Genomic DNA, 15,771 nt, shown 5'->3' on the forward strand with positions numbered 1-15,771 from the left:
TATTGAATACACCAGGAACTTTACAGGTGAAAAAGTGAGCATTCACTTTACAAAGGGTCAGATAAAGCAGGCCCTTTGCTGTTTTCTGACTGTGAGATGACCGGTGCTTGTTGGATTAGAGTTTGAATCCACCTACAATCAGCTCTGGAAGCTTGCACCAATATTGAAATAAGGGTAAGAAATACAAAGAAATCCGTCGTGAACTAAAAAAATTAAGCCACGAATGCGAGATAGAATCGTACATTCGTGGCTATTTTGAAGTAATTTTTTTGATCAAACCTTTTAATTCCGTAAAAACTGGCCGATTCCTATAGAATCAAAGGTAAATGCAGACTGATTTTCGGATTTATCGATTTTATTGCTGATTGTTAATGCCCATAACACCAGTTCTTTACAAAAGTTTTGGTCTTCAGGGCTTAACTCTGCCGCATTTTCTTCAACAACTGTTGTCAGTGGGGTAACTTTATCAAGTTTGGCATAAAATTCTTTATCTGTATCATTATAATTGAGCTGAAGATGGTTTTTGTTAAACCATTTGATCAGATCGGTATACGGGGTTTTTATTCCTTCTTTTTCAAGTTTGGCAATACGGGGGAATAGGCTTTCAAACTGGGTCATAACGGCCTTGTCTATTAACATTTTAGCCACATAATCTGCTCCTTCCTGTTCTCCTTCATATACAAGTTCAATTTTCCCGGTAATAGAAGGTATAATCGACATGAAATCAAGTAAACGGACCGTTGTTTTGGGAGCTCCTGATTCAATCAGGCGTAATTTGGCAGCAGCAACCAAGTTTTCCATCGCACTGATGGTAAGACGGGCACTTACGCCACTTTTGGCATCCACGTATTCACTGCTTCGTGCGGCAAAAGCAACTTCTTCCAACAGGTCTCTGGATAGGCCGGGAATTTGTATCTGTAATTTATCCTCGGCTGATACAGCGGCTTCCTGCTCTGTGATCTGACGGGCCAGAGCGATCGTCTGGGGATAGTGGGTGAAAATTTGGGACCCGATTCTGTCTTTCAAAGGGGTTACAATGCTTCCCCGGTTGGTATAATCTTCCGGATTGGCTGTAAAAATAAATTGAATGTCAAGAGGCATTCTCAGCTGAAACCCACGGATCTGAACATCTCCTTCCTGCAAAATATTAAATAAGGAAACCTGAATCCTTGCCTGTAAATCGGGAAGTTCGTTGAGAACAAATATTGAACGGTTGGCACGGGGAATCATTCCATAATGTAAAACCCGCTCATCGGAATAAGGAAGTTTCAAAGTAGCAGCTTTAATAGGATCAATGTCACCAATCAAATCCGCAACGTTTACATCGGGAGTCGCCAGCTTTTCAAAGAAACGGTCTGAACGGTGTACCCAGGAAATGGGAGTCTCATCCCCAAGTTCTGCAATGAGATCTTTGGCATATTTCGATATAGGATGAAACGGGCTGTCATTGATTTCGGATCCTTTTACAATAGGCATATATTCATCCAGGAGACTTACCATACTTCTTGCAATCCTGGTTTTTGCCTGTCCTCGTAAACCCAGCAGATTGATATGATGACCTGCAAGAATAGCCTTTTTCAACTGAGGAATTACAGTGTCTTCATAGCCCCATAATCCTTCAAACACCGGCTCTTTTGCCCTGATCCTGGCAATTAAATTGGCCTGAATTTCTTCATGAATTGTTTTATCAATATAACCGGAATCTTTTAGTTCTTTAAATGTGATATCTTTTTTCATTTTCTTTAAATACTAGTGATTAGCTTTACAGAAGTCTTTATCATAAAGCTATAATAATGTTTCTAATTTTGTTTTTACGGCTGATTATATTCTCTTTATTCTGTTTTTTTCATAATCTTCAAAAATCATCTGTCCCAGACCGGATAAGCCTGTTAAAAATGCTTTCCCTTTATTTTGTGCAGTAAATGCTTCTACAAACTGACGCAGATAAGGATCCTGGGCAATCATAAAAGTGGTAATGGGAATTTTCAGTTTTCTGGCCTGGGCGGCTCTGTTGAGACATTGGTTAACAATCATTTCGTCCAGCCCATAGCTGTTGGTATAGAACTCTCCGGTAGGAAGTTGGATACAGCTTGGCTTTCCGTCAGTAATCATAAAAATCTGTTTATTGGTATTTCTTTTCCTGCGGAGAATATCCATGGCCAGTTCCAGGCCTGCCACCGTATTGGTATGGTAAGGCCCTACTTTTAGATAGGGAAGGTCCTTGATTTTAATCGGCCAGGCTTCATTACCAAATACGATAATATCTATGGAATCTTTCGGATACTTTCGTTTAATCAGTTCTACCAATGCCATCGCTACTTTTTTGGCAGGCGTGATGCGGTCCTCTCCGTATAAGATCATAGAATGGCTGATGTCAATCATCAGGACGGTACTCATTTGTGCCTTATGTTTGGTTTCTTCTACAATAAGATCATCTTCTGTTAAATGCAGATCTGAAATTCCATTATTGATCTGGGCGTTTTTTAAACTTTCAGTCATATTTACAGCAGCCAGATCATCTCCATATTGGAAAGGACGGTTTTCACCATCCCGCTCATCACCGGTTCCTGTTTTGCTGGTTCGATGGTTTCCCAGTCCGTTTTTTTTCAGTTTCCCGAAAATCTGGTCCAAAGCATATTCCCGAAGGGCGGCTTCCAGTTTCGGGGTCAGTAGATTTTTCCCTTTTCTATCTCCTGTACTTCCATCTTCAGATTCTTCTTCCCTGATATATCCCCGTTTTTTCAGATCTTCTTCAAAATCTTCGAGCGTATATTCTTCATTGAAGATGTCATATTCTTTATCAAGCATATCCAGCCATTCAAAGGCTTCCTCAATATCACCGGAAGTGTGGGTGAGCAAATCTTTGAAAATATCAAATACCCGGTCAAAATTGGATATTTCAGCCGGTATGTGTTTACTGAATGTAAAACCTTTTTGAAAATTAAAATCTTTATTCATTCGTCTTGGCTTATGATGAAACAATCCGTTGTCTTCCTTAAATACTCAGGTTAGATGAAATTAAAAACAGTTTTTTATCATTTATCACCTAAGATATTTGTAATTCCTTACATCGTTTCAAACTGAAAAGTTAGGAAAATATCATCTCAGGATCCCTTATGAAAAATAGAAAATACTAATAACTGTGATATGAAAACATATATTATACAATAAACCCCCGCAAAAAAAATATATATATATCAATACCTTGCACTCTCGATGAGCTTTCATTCCATTCCCTTGTATTTGCATTTCAAAATGTTCAGACTGATATCATAATATGGAGATTACAAAAATGATTTTATTTTCAATTTATCTTACCATATACTGTAATGATTTTTTATAATAATAATGTTTTATTTTTAAAAATGATAATATAAGCTGATGAGAAAAAACCGGGATTTTCTTTATGCTCTTAGGAATAAAACAGTTCAGGTAATTGTTTTAGCTCACACTACAGTCCGGTAAAGGCACAGACAGGAAAAAAAATATTTTCTATATTCAATGTAAAGCCCGTTTTTTTATATAAAAATGAATTAAATATCAGATTTATTGTGTTATCTTTATTTTTTTCATATTGTTCTGTTTTTTTGGTTTTTATCTGATATTTAGCATTATAAAAAAATAAAAATTACTTTAACTTTGTCAGCTAAATGATCAGTATTAATCATTAAATTTTTGGTAATAATGTCATTTAATAATGTAACGTAAGAAACCACAAAATTAATTGAGCGTATAGGCACCTATGAAATATAAATTCTTAAATTTTAGACTAAGGAAAATTGTTCATTACTCATTGATATTGTGTATTTTATTAATACAGGTTATTATTGCTGTATTCATTTATAATGAGTTTGTTAATGAGAAAAAGCTGAAGTTTATTAAGAACCAGTTGGAGGAAAGCAGAGCTCTGGGAGGATTGACTGATAACTCCAGGAAAGATTTCATGGACGCCCAGGATCACCTTCAAAAGTACATGATGAATCAGGATGATAAAGAACTGCAGCTCTATTTTCAGTCATTAAGAAAGCTTAAAAATAATTTTGATAAGATCAGCACCTATGAAAATACCAGCCCGAGACTGAAAAACAGTCTGGCTTTGCAGAAAAAGGATACCCTGAAAGCGACACGGTTAAAAACATTAATAGATTCTGCATATAAATCTTCGTTGAATCCTCCTGTAAAGATGGAAGAGCAGTCTTATCAGCCGGAAAAGTATAAGAATAGTTTAGAGAATTTAAATATACAGACCCACACTTATACGGACACCATCAAGAAGAAAGGTTTTATGGGACGTCTGAAAGATGCAATAACGGGAAAAGTAAATGTTCAGAAAGAAAATACGGTTATTACAATGACCAATAATAAGGAAGTGGATCTTTCCCAGGTAAAGTCAGAGGTCAGTAACGTAATGAAATCTATGGACAGGCATTATGCAGCCGAAGTAAAAAAAGTACAACAATATGCTGCCCAGAGCCAACGGGATAATATGCGTTTTTACAGTAATTTCAGCAAATTGCTGGTGTATCGCAACGGGCTGATAGAAGTGTATGAAAGTGCCATCAAAGATTTCAAATCACAATTAGAGAAGGAATACAATGAACAAAGTTCAAGCAATAATAAAATCAGGAGATATCTGGTTTTCGGCTTAATGATTTTGATGTTTATTGTATCGATTTTGATTATGTACTTTACCAGGGTAGCTTTTCTATATGAACGGAAATTAAATGCTGCGAATGAAGAGATTAAGAACAATCTTAATTTCAAAAACCGGATCCTGGGTATGCTAAGCCACGACTTAAGGTCACCACTGAAGATTATTAATATCTTTATTGATAAAATTTATAAAAGTACCGAAGATGCTACAGTAAAAGACTATCTTCAATCCATAAAATTTACCAATAGCACCCTGCTTCTGCAATCTAATCAGATCCTGGAATATACCAGGAATCAGGATGCCGAAAAAAAGCTTATCAATTCCGTTTTTAACCTTAAAGATGAGATTAATTCTATTGTTAAAGTGATCACACCTTATATGGAGACCCGGAATAATAAGTTTATTGTAACGGACGGAATACCCGAGAATATGGTTGTCAACTCAGATAATATAAGGATCAACCAGATATTTATGAACATTCTGGGGAATGCCAATAAGTTTACGGAAAACGGACAAATCGATCTTATCCTGACCACAGAATCCGTTGATAAAAATAAAATTTCCCTGATCACAACTGTAGCAGACACAGGAGTCGGTATATCGGAATCTGATGTGAAAAAGATTTTTGAACCCTATTACCAGGGAGTAGTGTCTGATGAGGTAGACAATCTTGGTGCAGGGCTGGGGCTGAGCTTAGTAAAGGAGATTGTAGATCTTTTTGACGGAGAAATATCGGCTACCAGTAAACTGTACAAGGGAACAAAAATAACATTCAGGTTACATCTAAATACTAATAAATAATGGAGACAGAATTTGAAAACAAAGAAATCATCTTTCTTTTAGCAGATGATCATAGTATTGTAAGACAGGGAATTGAGATTATACTCCATGATATTGTTCCTGACGCCAGGGTGTTTCATACTTCATCATTACATCAGATTGTAGAACTGACAGAGTCAAAGGGAATTGATATAGCCATCATTGATGCTCATTTTCCTGACGGCAACAGCCTGCATATTTTATCTGAAATGAAAAGGGTAAATCCTGATATCAAAATTCTGATATTTTCAGGGCTTGAAGAAGATCTGCATGTTCTTAAATTTATTAAAGCAGGTGCCAACGGTTTTCTGAGCAAGCTCAGTGAAGAAGAAGAAATACGTGAGGCTATCTCATATTTTGTAAAAAAAGGAGAATATTTTTCTGCGACCTCCCGCGAACTGTTAGTACAGTTCCTTTACAATCCTAATTTAATTAATCCCCTTAATAGCCTTACGAAAAGAGAGCTGGAAATTGCAGAAATGTATGCGGAAGGTCTCGGAAATCTTGAGATTGCCAATAAGCTGGATATCAAACAAAATACAGTCAGTACCATTAAAAAGAACATTTTCAGTAAACTGAAAATAGAAAACCTTGTCGAATTAATTGATCTGATCAAAACACACCATAATATTTAGTTTTTAAACTTATTTCTCACTTTTTCCTTGCTAAATCCGGATTATCGATAAATATCGATAAGATGTCCGATGTGTATCTACAGGGTTTTTATGGGAAATTATATCCTGATGTTGTTACTTTGCAGTATAAAATTTACCCGATTAAAAAAACACAAATGGATTTAAGGTAAATTGGAGTAACTATAAAAATAATAAACTATAGTTATATAAAAACGCAAGTGATGAAATTAAATATAAAACAAATGATGAAATTAAATTATAAAAAGTTTGGAATAACCTTATCTGGCGTTTCTTGAAAACTTATACTAAAAAAAACACAAACATAAATATAAAGAAACAAAAGATAATTTCAGGTTATTTAACACTAAAAGGGAGGCTTTTTGCCTCCTTTTTCTTTATATTCCGTTTTTTAAATAGGGATTTCCTTTTCCTGTTTCCAGGAATAGTTTTAAGCTGCTGATAAATTGTTCCCAGCCGACAGAGCACACTTCATAGCATTCGATGGAAGGTTGTAAACCGACGTGTGTAAGTCGTAATAAACCTGAACTTTCGTTTTGTTCCATTTCCCAAACTATAGTGGTTCCTATCCATTCTTTTTGATTTTTTAATGTAGGAATAGCGATCAGTGAGTCTTCGACGTACCAGCTGATCCTGGAACCGGGAATCACTTCTTTCACCCGCATGGTTTTATGAATGTTGTCTCCAAATCTGATAGTAAATACATCGTCCTTGTGTGCAGATGATCCTTCAAACATTTCACTCCACCAGAGAGGAATGGTACGGGTTAATGCCCCATAGATCTTATCAGAAGTAGCTTTTACTTCAAGAGTATTACTGTAATTATCCATAGATTTAGTTTTTATTTTACTTTACTTGAAAAATTGGTAGGCAATACAATGGTAGGTAAATTATTGACCAGTAATCTTTGCATAAGGCAAGAAATCAAAATTTCAGGAATTGCTATAAAAAATTAAAGCACTTAGCTAAATTTCTTTATTGCCTCATCACTCACAGGAGTAAAAAAATTAATTAAATTCCCGTCCGGATCACAGAACAGGAGCGACCGGTTTCCCCAGGGCATAGTTGTAGGCTCCTGAATGATATCATTGGTAAGAGTTTTAATTCTTTGATAGGATTCATCTACATCGGGAACCAGAAACTCGATGATTGTATTTTTATTTCCTGCCGGTGTTGCGGGGTTTCCGCCAAACAGCTTCATGGTCCTGAGGCTTCCGATAGCAATGGTAATCGTACCGGCAGAAAGTTCTGCAAAATCTTCTGTATACCATCGGGCCGTTAATCCGGTTACTTTTTCATAAAACTGAACGGATGGTCTGATGTCTTTGGTAATAACTCTTAATGATGTAAGTTTCATACTGTTTAAAATTGTATTGTTGAATAATTTTAAACAAAGGTAGAGTAGGGCAATGACAACAGCATGTCAGTAGTCTTTTCATAGATTGTATATAGAAGCTCAATGGCAGTATTGGGAATTCAAAAACACAGTCCAAAATGTAATGTAAGGTCCGGAGAAAAACTTTCTCCGGAGCCGTGTTATAATCCGGTTTTATCAAGGATATTTCCAAAAGGTGGAATATCTTTTAAATCTATGGAGTGGTCTGCTGGATGATAAAACTTTTATTACTTTGGGTATGCGCAGAAAAATATCCTAAAGCACCATTGCTGATATTGCTGGGAGGATTGGCGGGAGTTACCCCGCTGCCATTGCCGGAGATATCAAGAAGGGCACTGTAATAGGTAAATATAGTATTATCAATGCTTTGCATCTCTACATAAATGGTGTCTCCCGCTACCACCTCATGATCTGCACCATCATTATCATCATTCGGAAGCATGAGTGGACGTTGATTAGGCAATCCGTTGTTGAGGTTATCTGAAAATACACTAATATATTTTTTAGACAGGTCATTGATTGTAAAACTGAACAGATAACGGTTTCCTAACATTACAGGATCGGTAAAAATGGGCAGGAGTGTATAACTCATTTTATCCCCGAATTTAAAAGAATCCTGTGCAAGACCTTCAAAGTCTACTGCTTCCGGCATGGTACTTTGAGCAATATATTGCTGTCCTTCCGCCTGTACCTTAAGTGTATAGGTTCTTCCTGATACCCCTATAAAGGTTGAGGTCTGATATTTTCCGTCACCAATGTATTGTAAGGTTTCTGTTTGGCCTGTATTATCACTTAGAATGACCTGTGCATCGGTTACTGCAGGATACTGATTCTGCTGGTTAACAGCTACAGATTTTGTAATTCTTACGGTGTATGGACCCACCTGGTCGGTTACATTGCCCTCAATGACAATCCTTCCACTTTGATCAGCCAGATCCAGGTCAATTTCTTTCTGGCATGAGGTAACTAAAAACAGGGATAATATAATAAAAAATGGATTTTTCATGATTTAAAATTTGAAATTATAAGTGATGTTAGGTACCCAGCGGAATAAAGAAGTTTGCATGGCACGGGTTGTTCCCGGGTTATCCGGATTGTCTTCGAAATTGATGATGTAGGCATTCTCACGGCCATACAGGTTATAAATTCCAAAAGTCCATGAGCCACGGAATCGTTTATTGGATTCCGGTTCGTATGTTGCACTCAGGTCCATTCTGTGATAAGCAGGCATTCTGTCTGCATTTCTATTGCTGTATTGGAAAACAGTCTGGCCGTTCAGTTCATATTTCCCGGTAGGGAAGGTTACGGCATTTCCTGTGCTGTATACAAACAATCCTGAGACAGACCATTTAGGATTCAGCTGATAAGTTGCTACCACAGAAAGATCATGGGTTTTGTCCATTCTGGCATTATACCAGTCATTATTATTGATCCCGTTGATTTTTCGTTCTGTTTTAGACAGGGTGTAGGAGATCCATCCTGTAAGCTTTCCGCTTTTCTTTTTGGCAATAAGCTCAAGGCCGTAAGCCCTTCCTTTTCCGAATAGAAGTTCTCTTTCTACATCAGCAGCTGTATCAAAAGTGATCTGGGCGCCGTTTTTAAAATCGATCTGGTTCTGCATGGATTTGTAGTAGATCTCGGCATTCAGCTCATAATTGTTATTGTTGAAATTTCTGCTGTATCCCAGACTGATCTGATCTGCAATTTCAGGCTTTACCGTATAGCTGCTTCCGATCCACTGGTCTGTAGGGTTGCCGCTGTTGGAATTGCTTAAAAGATGCAGATTCTGGGTATTGCGGGAATAGGCTCCTTTCACACTGCTCACCTCATTGATCCGGTAGTTTGCCGAAATTCTGGGCTCAAGATTGGCATAGGTTTTTCCGATTTTACCTTTTTCAAGAAACCTGCTGCCGGTAAGCACCCCGTTTTCATAAGTATTAAATGTATCACCTCCCAGAATACTGAACATGGAAAGCCTGGCTCCATAGTTGATTGTCAGCTTTTCCGTAGCTTTAAAATCATCATTGATGTACAATGCATTTTCCCATGATTTTCTTGGATTCCTCGGAAAACTGCTTACGCTTGTTCCTGAAGCACTGCTTGGGGTAATGGTATGATAAATCGACTGAAGACCGAAACGGACCGAATGTTTGTTTCCGGCAAACCAGGTGAAATCCTGCTTTAGATTCCAGTCCTGTATTTTTGAATTCAATCCGAAAGTATTATTGTTACTCTTCAGACTGATTTTGTAATCATAATTGCTGTAGATAAATGAGGTATTGGAAAACAATTTGCTGCTGATAATGCTGTTCCATCTCAATGTAGCGGTGGTATTTCCCCAATCTGTAGAAAATGTATTTCCTAATCCCAGAACATCCCTCCCGAAATATCCTGAAAGATAAAGCCGGTTATTTTCGTTAATCTGGTAATTGGCTTTCAGGTTCAGGTCATAAAAGTATAATTTGTTGTCTTTATAATCTTTATTTGTTTTAAGGAATAGATCCGCATATGTTCTTCTTCCCGAAACAATGAAAGAAGACTTTTCCTTTTGAATAGGTCCTTCTACACTTAGCCTGCTGCTGATTAACCCGATTCCTCCGTTGATATTATAGTCTTTATTATTTCCGTCCTTCATCTTCACGTCAAGTACTGAAGAAAGCCTCCCTCCGTATTGGGCGGGGCTGTTTCCTTTAATAATGCTGGCATCTTTTAAAGCATCACTGTTGAAAGTACTGAAAAAGCCCAGTAAGTGTGAGGCATTATAAACCGGGGCTTCATCCAGTAGGATCAGGTTCTGGTCGGTGGCACCACCTCTCACGCTGAATCCGCTGCTTCCCTCACCGTTGCTTTTAATACCCGGCAATAGCTGTATAGTTTTCATTACATCTTTTTCTCCGAAAAGAACAGGGAGTTTTTCTATATTTTTAATACTTAATGTTTCAGCCCCCATTTGAGCTGATGTCAGGTTTTTGTCCTTTTTAATACCGGTAATAATTACTTCATCAATTGATTTTGATACCTGTTCCTGCTGGCTGAGCAGGAGATCCTGTTTGATATTCTGATTGACCGTAATCTGCTGTTCAAAATCCTTATAACCAGGATAAGAGATTATGATCTTGTAATTCCCTTCCGGTAAAGACAGGGAATAAAAGCCATATTCATTGGCGATCACATTAATAGAAGGATCTTCAGCTACTTTTACACTTACTCCGATCAGAAGTTCTCCGTTTTTTTGATCTTTAACGGTTCCGCTGACCTGGTATTTTTGTTGGGCTATAGCCCAACTGCTGATACAGAAGGCGGCTGAAGCGGCAGCAATTTTAAAAAAAGATGTTTGCATTGAGTTTATTTTTTACACGAGTAGAAATCCCTTCAATATCAGTTATAGTTTACTGGATTAGTTGGTGAAAAGAAAGATTAGTTACATATAAAGCGTTAATTATGAAATAAATGCACTTGAAAATGCTTTTTTCAGTTCAATATACATGTATTCCTATGGCTATCGATTCAAATATTAGCCTTATATTGTTGTAAAAAATTGTCAGAAACAGTATATGGGACAACTAAAGAAATGGCTTGTAAGCAATGGGTCTACAGTGGTTTTAGCTATCCTGCTGATTGTATTGCTTGTAAATCCCGATGCCAAAGCATGGCTGATGAGGCAGGTTGCTTCCACCGGCCTGCTCAATTCCAGTATGTCAGGGCCTGGAAATAAAGATGATAAAGGTGTATCAGAGATTTCATATGCAGATTTTCCCCTGATAAATGAACAAGGGAAAAATATATCAGATTGTAAAGGGAAAGTGGTTTTTATCAATTTTTGGGCGTCATGGTGCCCTCCATGCCGTGCTGAATTTCCCTCTATCCAGAAATTTTATGAAAAATACCGTTCCCATCCGGACCTGATTTTCCTCACAGTAAACCTGGACGATAATCCGGCAGCGGGAAAAGCATACCTGAAAGAAAAAGGATTTACAGTTCCGTTTCTGACTCCCGCAGGTTCTGTTCCAAAAGAAATTTACGACGGATCACTGCCTACTACAGTAGTTTTGGACAAGCAGGGGAAAATCCGGCTTCGGCATACAGGAGTTGCAGACTATAGCAAGGATTCTTTTTATAACGGAATTGATACATTATTAAAGTAGATACAGCAACCTGAAGTGTGAATGTTGTTTTTTGTATATGGTAGAGAATGAAATAATGAATTTATACACCTTATTTTCTTTCCATGAGAAAGAAGATTATTATTTTTCCGTGATCGATAAACAGGGAATCATTTTTAATAAATTTCAGCTTCCCGGATACAGGGATACTCCTGTTAGAAATAACTGCATTCCCATTAAAGAAGAATTTTCTGAAGAGCATCATCTGCATCTGGATGATTTCCTTCACCAATACGATCTGTATACATGCTATACAGGAGGTGTAGGTGATCTGTTTTCCGAAAAAGCCGTTCTTGCCCTGAGGGAAGAACTACAGGGAGAAGTTGAATTTATCCCATGTATGCTGAAAGGCCGGCCCGTACCTGTATATGCAGAGTAATCTAAATCATACCAAATATCATTTTGAAATTTTTCAAACAAAATAAGAATTCGGCTTGCTATGAATCCATTTAAAATAATGTCGATTGAAGCGATAGAAACAGAAATTTTAAAGGAAAAAAGAATCCTGCAAAACTTTCCAAAAACCGTTGATTTTCCTTTTCCTGACCGGTATAAAAGTCTGGTTACTTCAATAAAAACCAGTGAAATTGCTTCAGAAGCTATTTTATACAGTTCTGTAGAAGCTGTGAATGAAAATAAAGCATTTCAAATGCCGGGCTACTGGTGTTTTGCAGGTAATGGTCAGGGAGATCGTTGGTTTTTTGATCCGGATGGAAATGTTTTGTTTTATGATCATGATGATGAAAAATGCAGCTGATGAATATCGGTTTCGGACAATGGCTGCAAATGGCATTTATTATTCAGCAGCTGGATGCATATTCCGATGAATATGATGATATCCCGGAAACCGTTAAACAATATTTTTATGAAACTTTACATATCCTAGATCCTGCATTAAGTGAAAATTATCCTTTTACAGTGTAATGGTTTAATCTTTTATGATCCGTAGAGTGCAAATGCCTTCCGGGTTTTGAGGGTTTTTCTTACATTTATCATAAACAAACAATATTATATCGCTTATGAATATTCAGCTTTTTTCAAAAAATGCATTAGTAGGAGCGGCCACACAAGGGATAGGTGCCGGAATTGCCACTGAACTGGCAAAATGTGGAGCCAATGTAACGGTAATGTCGCGTAGCGAAACAAAACTTCAGGATTTTGTGTCTTCATTGCCTGTTGTTCATGCTAATCAGAAACATCAATATCTTGTAGCTGACTTTTCTGATTTTGAAAACTATAAAAAAGTGATTCGTGAATATTTTCATAATAACTCCATAGATATTCTGGTCAACAATACCAATGGGCCCGAGCCGGGACTGGCATTAGATAAAATACCGGAGGATTATCAACAGGCATTTGACCTCCTTTTTAAGACCGTCTGTGAAACCACCCTCCTGGCTTTGCCTTATATGATCGCACAAAATGAGGGACGGATTATCAATGTTTCTTCTCTGTCAGTCAAAGAGCCTATAGGCAATCTGGCACTATCCAATTCCATTCGTTCAGCAGTAATCGCGTGGGCAAAAACACTGTCTAATGAAATAGCACAACATAATATTACCATTAATAATGTTCTGACCGGCTATTTTGATACGGAAAGAATACAAAACCTGATTCAGCATGAAGCTCAACAAACCGGAGGATCTGCTGAAGCCATCAGGAAAGCCAGGGAAAATAAAATTCCGATGAAAAGATTAGGAAAACCTGAAGAGTATGGACATCTTGTAGCTTTTCTGGCCTCGGAATATGCCGCCTATCTTACCGGAGCAAGTATTCCTCTGGATGGAGGCCTGAATAATACCTATTAAGTTTGAAGATCAGTTGGCAGGATTCCTGAATATTGTACTGCTTTTTCTAAGATCGGAAGGCCTGGACCGGGTAAATTCGTGAAACGTGTCACTAAACGCACTGATGGAGCTGTAACCGACATCATCGGCAATTTCACTGATGGATTTATCCGTATTCAGAAGCAGTTCGATAGCCTTGATAATCCTCAATGTTTTCAGATACTGAAGAAAAGAAATATCCATATCTGCTTTAAACAGGCGGGACATGGAACGCTCACTTAATCCGAACCGGGAGCTTACATTGGCTAAAGTATGCTTTTCGCCGATATTCCACTCAAGGTAAGAAACTATTTTGATCATCTGCTTGTTGTGGGTGGCAGGGAGAATAATCGGTAAAGGCTGTTGATGCGTTTTGGGGAGAATTTTTTTTAAGGCAACTAAAAATTCAAAGTTTTCATCCCCGGAAGTCACATGTTTTTCGTCCCATATTTCTGTGTATTTAATCATCTGAATCAGCAATTCTGATGCAGGATAGATCCCTAATCTGCCATAAAAAGGATCTGAAACATCATCATAGGCATAGAAATAAAGTGAGCGAAGCATGGTAGCAGAGTGGCCGATTTCAAGGATGTGTTCCATTCCCTGAGGAATCCAGAAAAAATGCCGTGCTGGTACCACATAAGTACGGTTATCAATGGTAATATAGGCGATGCCACCTTCTACATAACTTAACTGACCTTTGGTATGCTTGTGGAACGGGATCAGTTTTTCAGATTTTTCGTGCATCACAAAGACACTTTTATCATGCTGATCGATATGCGGAAGTGTAGCGATTAATCCCATACAAAGAACTTAAATAATATCAGAATGCAAATATAATCATTTGGCCGGAATCATGTAAAACTTGACTATTTTAGATAAAAATATTTTCAGGATTGCCGATAAATTTGCACTGCAATAATTCGAAAAATTCAGATGAAAATTTATCTCACCGGACTGCTGTTGCTGGGTATTATCTATAGCATACCGGCCCAGGCAGGCAGTCTCCGAAATGATACCATCCGGCTCTCTCTAAAAGACGCATGGCAAAGAGCTGAAGAAAACAGCCGTTATATTAAAATCAATACCATCAATACAGACATTGCAGAAGCGGAAGTAAAAGATGCCAAACGGGAAAGATTACCGGAAATAGGAGTGAAAGGTTCCATTGAAAAGGCTTCCAACATCCCTATCTATGAAAACGGAATCTTTTCCAGACCGGTCCAGCATGAAGTAATTCACACCCTTTACAGAGCCGGAGCCGACTTTTACCTCAATATTTATGAAGGAAATAAACTCAATCTTAAAATCAAAGAAAACCAGACGCTTCAAAAAATTAAAAATATAAGGAAAGAACAGTCAGTTTCCGATATCCATTACAAAACAGCCACCCTTTATCTTGAACTTCAGAAAACTTTAATTTTCCGTAACCTTATCAGGCAGGATATTGCTGATCAGCAAACACAGCTTAAGGAAATACAGGCCCTTTACAAAAACGGGGTGGTATTAAAGACAGATGTTTTAAGGGTAGAACTTGAACTTTCCAAACGGAAAATGGCCCTGATGACTATTGAAAACGATATTCTTATCGCCATGCAAAAGCTGAATATTATCCTGGGGATTCCTGATGACCAGATTGTTATTCCTGACGCTCCGTTCAGTCAGTGGGATGAAAATACAACATATAAGGAATATCTGCAACTGGCGCTGGATCATTCTTTTGATTATCATGTTTCTGAACAGCAGACAGAACTCAGCAAAATTAAACTAAAGCAGGTAAAAGCGAATGTAAGCCCTAAAATTGGTTTGTATGGCGAGTTTTACTATGCTAATCCGCAGATTTTCCTGTATCCTTATAACCCTTATTGGTATTCATTAGGAATTGTAGGTCTGAAAGCTTCTTTTTCCATTTCATCGCTGTATCATAACACACAAAAGGTAAAAGCTGCCGCCCTGGAGTTTGAGAAAGAAGAAGAGACCCATAAGGATACGGAAGATAAAGTGAGGCAGCAGGTGAAAGAAGCGTATCTGCGATACCAGGAAGCCCTTGAGCAGATCAGGGTTGCAGAAACCAATGTAACCCAGGCCAAAGAAAATGCACGGATTACCAAAAATACCTATTTCAGCCAGACTTCTTTAATCACAGATCTGCTGGATGCAGATATACAGCTGCTTCAGACAAAATTTGAACTGGAAGCGGCAAAAATTATGGCACAAAACAATTATTATTTATTACAAAACATAACAGGTACTTTATAAA

At 37.6% G+C, this 15,771-nt stretch carries 15 protein-coding genes; 8 read left to right on the plus strand and 7 right to left on the minus strand.

Going from position 1 to position 15,771, the window contains the following annotated elements; genetic code table 11:
* Positions 1-282 precede the first annotated feature (282 nt).
* Positions 283-1,737, minus strand: coding sequence for a sigma 54-interacting transcriptional regulator (locus tag OK18_RS15865; RefSeq protein WP_053328628.1), 1,455 nt, complete (start codon positions 1,735-1,737; stop codon positions 283-285).
* A gap of 84 nt (positions 1,738-1,821) precedes the next feature.
* Positions 1,822-2,958 (minus strand): vWA domain-containing protein, encoded by a 1,137-nt coding sequence (locus tag OK18_RS15870; RefSeq protein ID WP_053328629.1) that lies wholly within the window; start codon positions 2,956-2,958, stop codon positions 1,822-1,824.
* An 835-nt stretch (positions 2,959-3,793) separates the two neighbouring features.
* Here OK18_RS15870 and OK18_RS15875 point away from each other — a divergent pair.
* Positions 3,794-5,455 carry a sensor histidine kinase gene (locus tag OK18_RS15875; protein ID WP_228377627.1) on the plus strand — a complete coding sequence of 554 codons (1,662 nt, stop codon included), beginning with the start codon at positions 3,794-3,796 and terminating at the stop codon, positions 5,453-5,455.
* Positions 5,455-6,108, plus strand: coding sequence for a response regulator transcription factor (locus OK18_RS15880; RefSeq protein ID WP_050021282.1), 654 nt, complete (start codon positions 5,455-5,457; stop codon positions 6,106-6,108). Before OK18_RS15875 ends, OK18_RS15880 begins: the two co-directional genes overlap by 1 nt.
* A 395-nt stretch (positions 6,109-6,503) precedes the next feature.
* On the opposite strand, the gene OK18_RS15885 is transcribed toward OK18_RS15880, so the two are convergent.
* The 4 genes from OK18_RS15885 to OK18_RS15900 form a co-directional block, all read right to left on the minus strand.
* The gene (locus tag OK18_RS15885; RefSeq protein WP_053328631.1) at positions 6,504-6,956 is read right to left on the minus strand and encodes an SRPBCC family protein; all 453 of its coding nucleotides are present in this window, start codon (positions 6,954-6,956) and stop codon (positions 6,504-6,506) included.
* A 131-nt stretch (positions 6,957-7,087) separates the two neighbouring features.
* Positions 7,088-7,483: a VOC family protein gene (locus OK18_RS15890; RefSeq protein ID WP_053328632.1), complete on the minus strand. Its 396-nt coding sequence runs from the start codon at positions 7,481-7,483 to the stop codon at positions 7,088-7,090.
* A gap of 232 nt (positions 7,484-7,715) precedes the next feature.
* The gene (locus tag OK18_RS15895) at positions 7,716-8,528 is read right to left on the minus strand and encodes a DUF4249 domain-containing protein (RefSeq protein WP_053328633.1); all 813 of its coding nucleotides are present in this window, start codon (positions 8,526-8,528) and stop codon (positions 7,716-7,718) included.
* A gap of 3 nt (positions 8,529-8,531) precedes the next feature.
* On the minus strand, positions 8,532-10,862 hold the full coding sequence (locus tag OK18_RS15900; RefSeq protein WP_053328634.1) for a TonB-dependent receptor: 2,331 nt from the start codon (positions 10,860-10,862) through the stop codon (positions 8,532-8,534).
* Positions 10,863-11,076: 214 nt separating this feature from the next.
* Between OK18_RS15900 and OK18_RS15905 the strand changes: the two genes are divergently transcribed.
* The 5 genes from OK18_RS15905 (at position 11,077) to OK18_RS15920 (ending at position 13,493) form a co-directional block, all read left to right on the plus strand.
* Positions 11,077-11,667, plus strand: a complete 591-nt coding sequence (locus OK18_RS15905; RefSeq protein ID WP_053328635.1) for a TlpA family protein disulfide reductase — start codon at positions 11,077-11,079, stop codon at positions 11,665-11,667.
* Between the two features lie 55 nt (positions 11,668-11,722).
* Positions 11,723-12,064, plus strand: coding sequence for a hypothetical protein (locus OK18_RS15910; RefSeq protein WP_156173308.1), 342 nt, complete (start codon positions 11,723-11,725; stop codon positions 12,062-12,064).
* Between the two features lie 60 nt (positions 12,065-12,124).
* On the plus strand, positions 12,125-12,442 hold the full coding sequence (locus tag OK18_RS15915; RefSeq protein WP_053328637.1) for an SMI1/KNR4 family protein: 318 nt from the start codon (positions 12,125-12,127) through the stop codon (positions 12,440-12,442).
* A complete protein-coding gene (locus OK18_RS21320) occupies positions 12,442-12,609 on the plus strand; it encodes a hypothetical protein (protein WP_156173310.1) in 168 nt (55 codons plus the stop codon). The genes OK18_RS15915 and OK18_RS21320 overlap by 1 nt, the downstream gene beginning before the upstream one ends.
* 95 nt (positions 12,610-12,704) lie before the next feature.
* Positions 12,705-13,493, plus strand: a complete 789-nt coding sequence (locus OK18_RS15920; RefSeq protein ID WP_053328638.1) for an SDR family oxidoreductase — start codon at positions 12,705-12,707, stop codon at positions 13,491-13,493.
* Positions 13,494-13,502: 9 nt separating this feature from the next.
* On the opposite strand, the gene OK18_RS15925 is transcribed toward OK18_RS15920, so the two are convergent.
* Complete coding sequence (locus OK18_RS15925; RefSeq protein ID WP_053328639.1) at positions 13,503-14,315, minus strand: AraC family transcriptional regulator; 813 nt, start codon at positions 14,313-14,315, stop codon at positions 13,503-13,505.
* Positions 14,316-14,447: 132 nt separating this feature from the next.
* Here OK18_RS15925 and OK18_RS15930 point away from each other — a divergent pair, with 132 nt between their 5' ends.
* A complete protein-coding gene (locus tag OK18_RS15930) occupies positions 14,448-15,770 on the plus strand; it encodes a TolC family protein (RefSeq protein ID WP_050021273.1) in 1,323 nt (440 codons plus the stop codon).
* The last annotated feature ends 1 nt before the right edge of the window (position 15,771 follow it).

The organism is Chryseobacterium gallinarum (assembly GCF_001021975.1).
GTDB lineage: Bacteria > Bacteroidota > Bacteroidia > Flavobacteriales > Weeksellaceae > Chryseobacterium > Chryseobacterium gallinarum.

Excerpts from the sequence above, each read along its gene's own strand:
- OK18_RS15865 (WP_053328628.1), bottom strand. The coding sequence starts at position 1,737 with ATGAAAAAAGATATCACATTTAAAGAACTAAAAGATTCCGGTTATATT.
- OK18_RS15870 (WP_053328629.1), bottom strand. The coding sequence starts at position 2,958 with ATGAATAAAGATTTTAATTTTCAAAAAGGTTTTACATTCAGTAAACAC.
- OK18_RS15880 (WP_050021282.1), top strand. The coding sequence starts at position 5,455 with ATGGAGACAGAATTTGAAAACAAAGAAATCATCTTTCTTTTAGCAGAT.
- OK18_RS15885 (WP_053328631.1), bottom strand. The coding sequence starts at position 6,956 with ATGGATAATTACAGTAATACTCTTGAAGTAAAAGCTACTTCTGATAAG.
- OK18_RS15890 (WP_053328632.1), bottom strand. The coding sequence starts at position 7,483 with ATGAAACTTACATCATTAAGAGTTATTACCAAAGACATCAGACCATCC.
- OK18_RS15895 (WP_053328633.1), bottom strand. The coding sequence starts at position 8,528 with ATGAAAAATCCATTTTTTATTATATTATCCCTGTTTTTAGTTACCTCA.
- OK18_RS15900 (WP_053328634.1), bottom strand. The coding sequence starts at position 10,862 with ATGCAAACATCTTTTTTTAAAATTGCTGCCGCTTCAGCCGCCTTCTGT.
- OK18_RS15905 (WP_053328635.1), top strand. The coding sequence starts at position 11,077 with ATGGGACAACTAAAGAAATGGCTTGTAAGCAATGGGTCTACAGTGGTT.
- OK18_RS15910 (WP_156173308.1), top strand. The coding sequence starts at position 11,723 with ATGAATTTATACACCTTATTTTCTTTCCATGAGAAAGAAGATTATTAT.
- OK18_RS15915 (WP_053328637.1), top strand. The coding sequence starts at position 12,125 with ATGAATCCATTTAAAATAATGTCGATTGAAGCGATAGAAACAGAAATT.
- OK18_RS21320 (WP_156173310.1), top strand. The coding sequence starts at position 12,442 with ATGAATATCGGTTTCGGACAATGGCTGCAAATGGCATTTATTATTCAG.
- OK18_RS15920 (WP_053328638.1), top strand. The coding sequence starts at position 12,705 with ATGAATATTCAGCTTTTTTCAAAAAATGCATTAGTAGGAGCGGCCACA.
- OK18_RS15925 (WP_053328639.1), bottom strand. The coding sequence starts at position 14,315 with ATGGGATTAATCGCTACACTTCCGCATATCGATCAGCATGATAAAAGT.
- OK18_RS15930 (WP_050021273.1), top strand. The coding sequence starts at position 14,448 with ATGAAAATTTATCTCACCGGACTGCTGTTGCTGGGTATTATCTATAGC.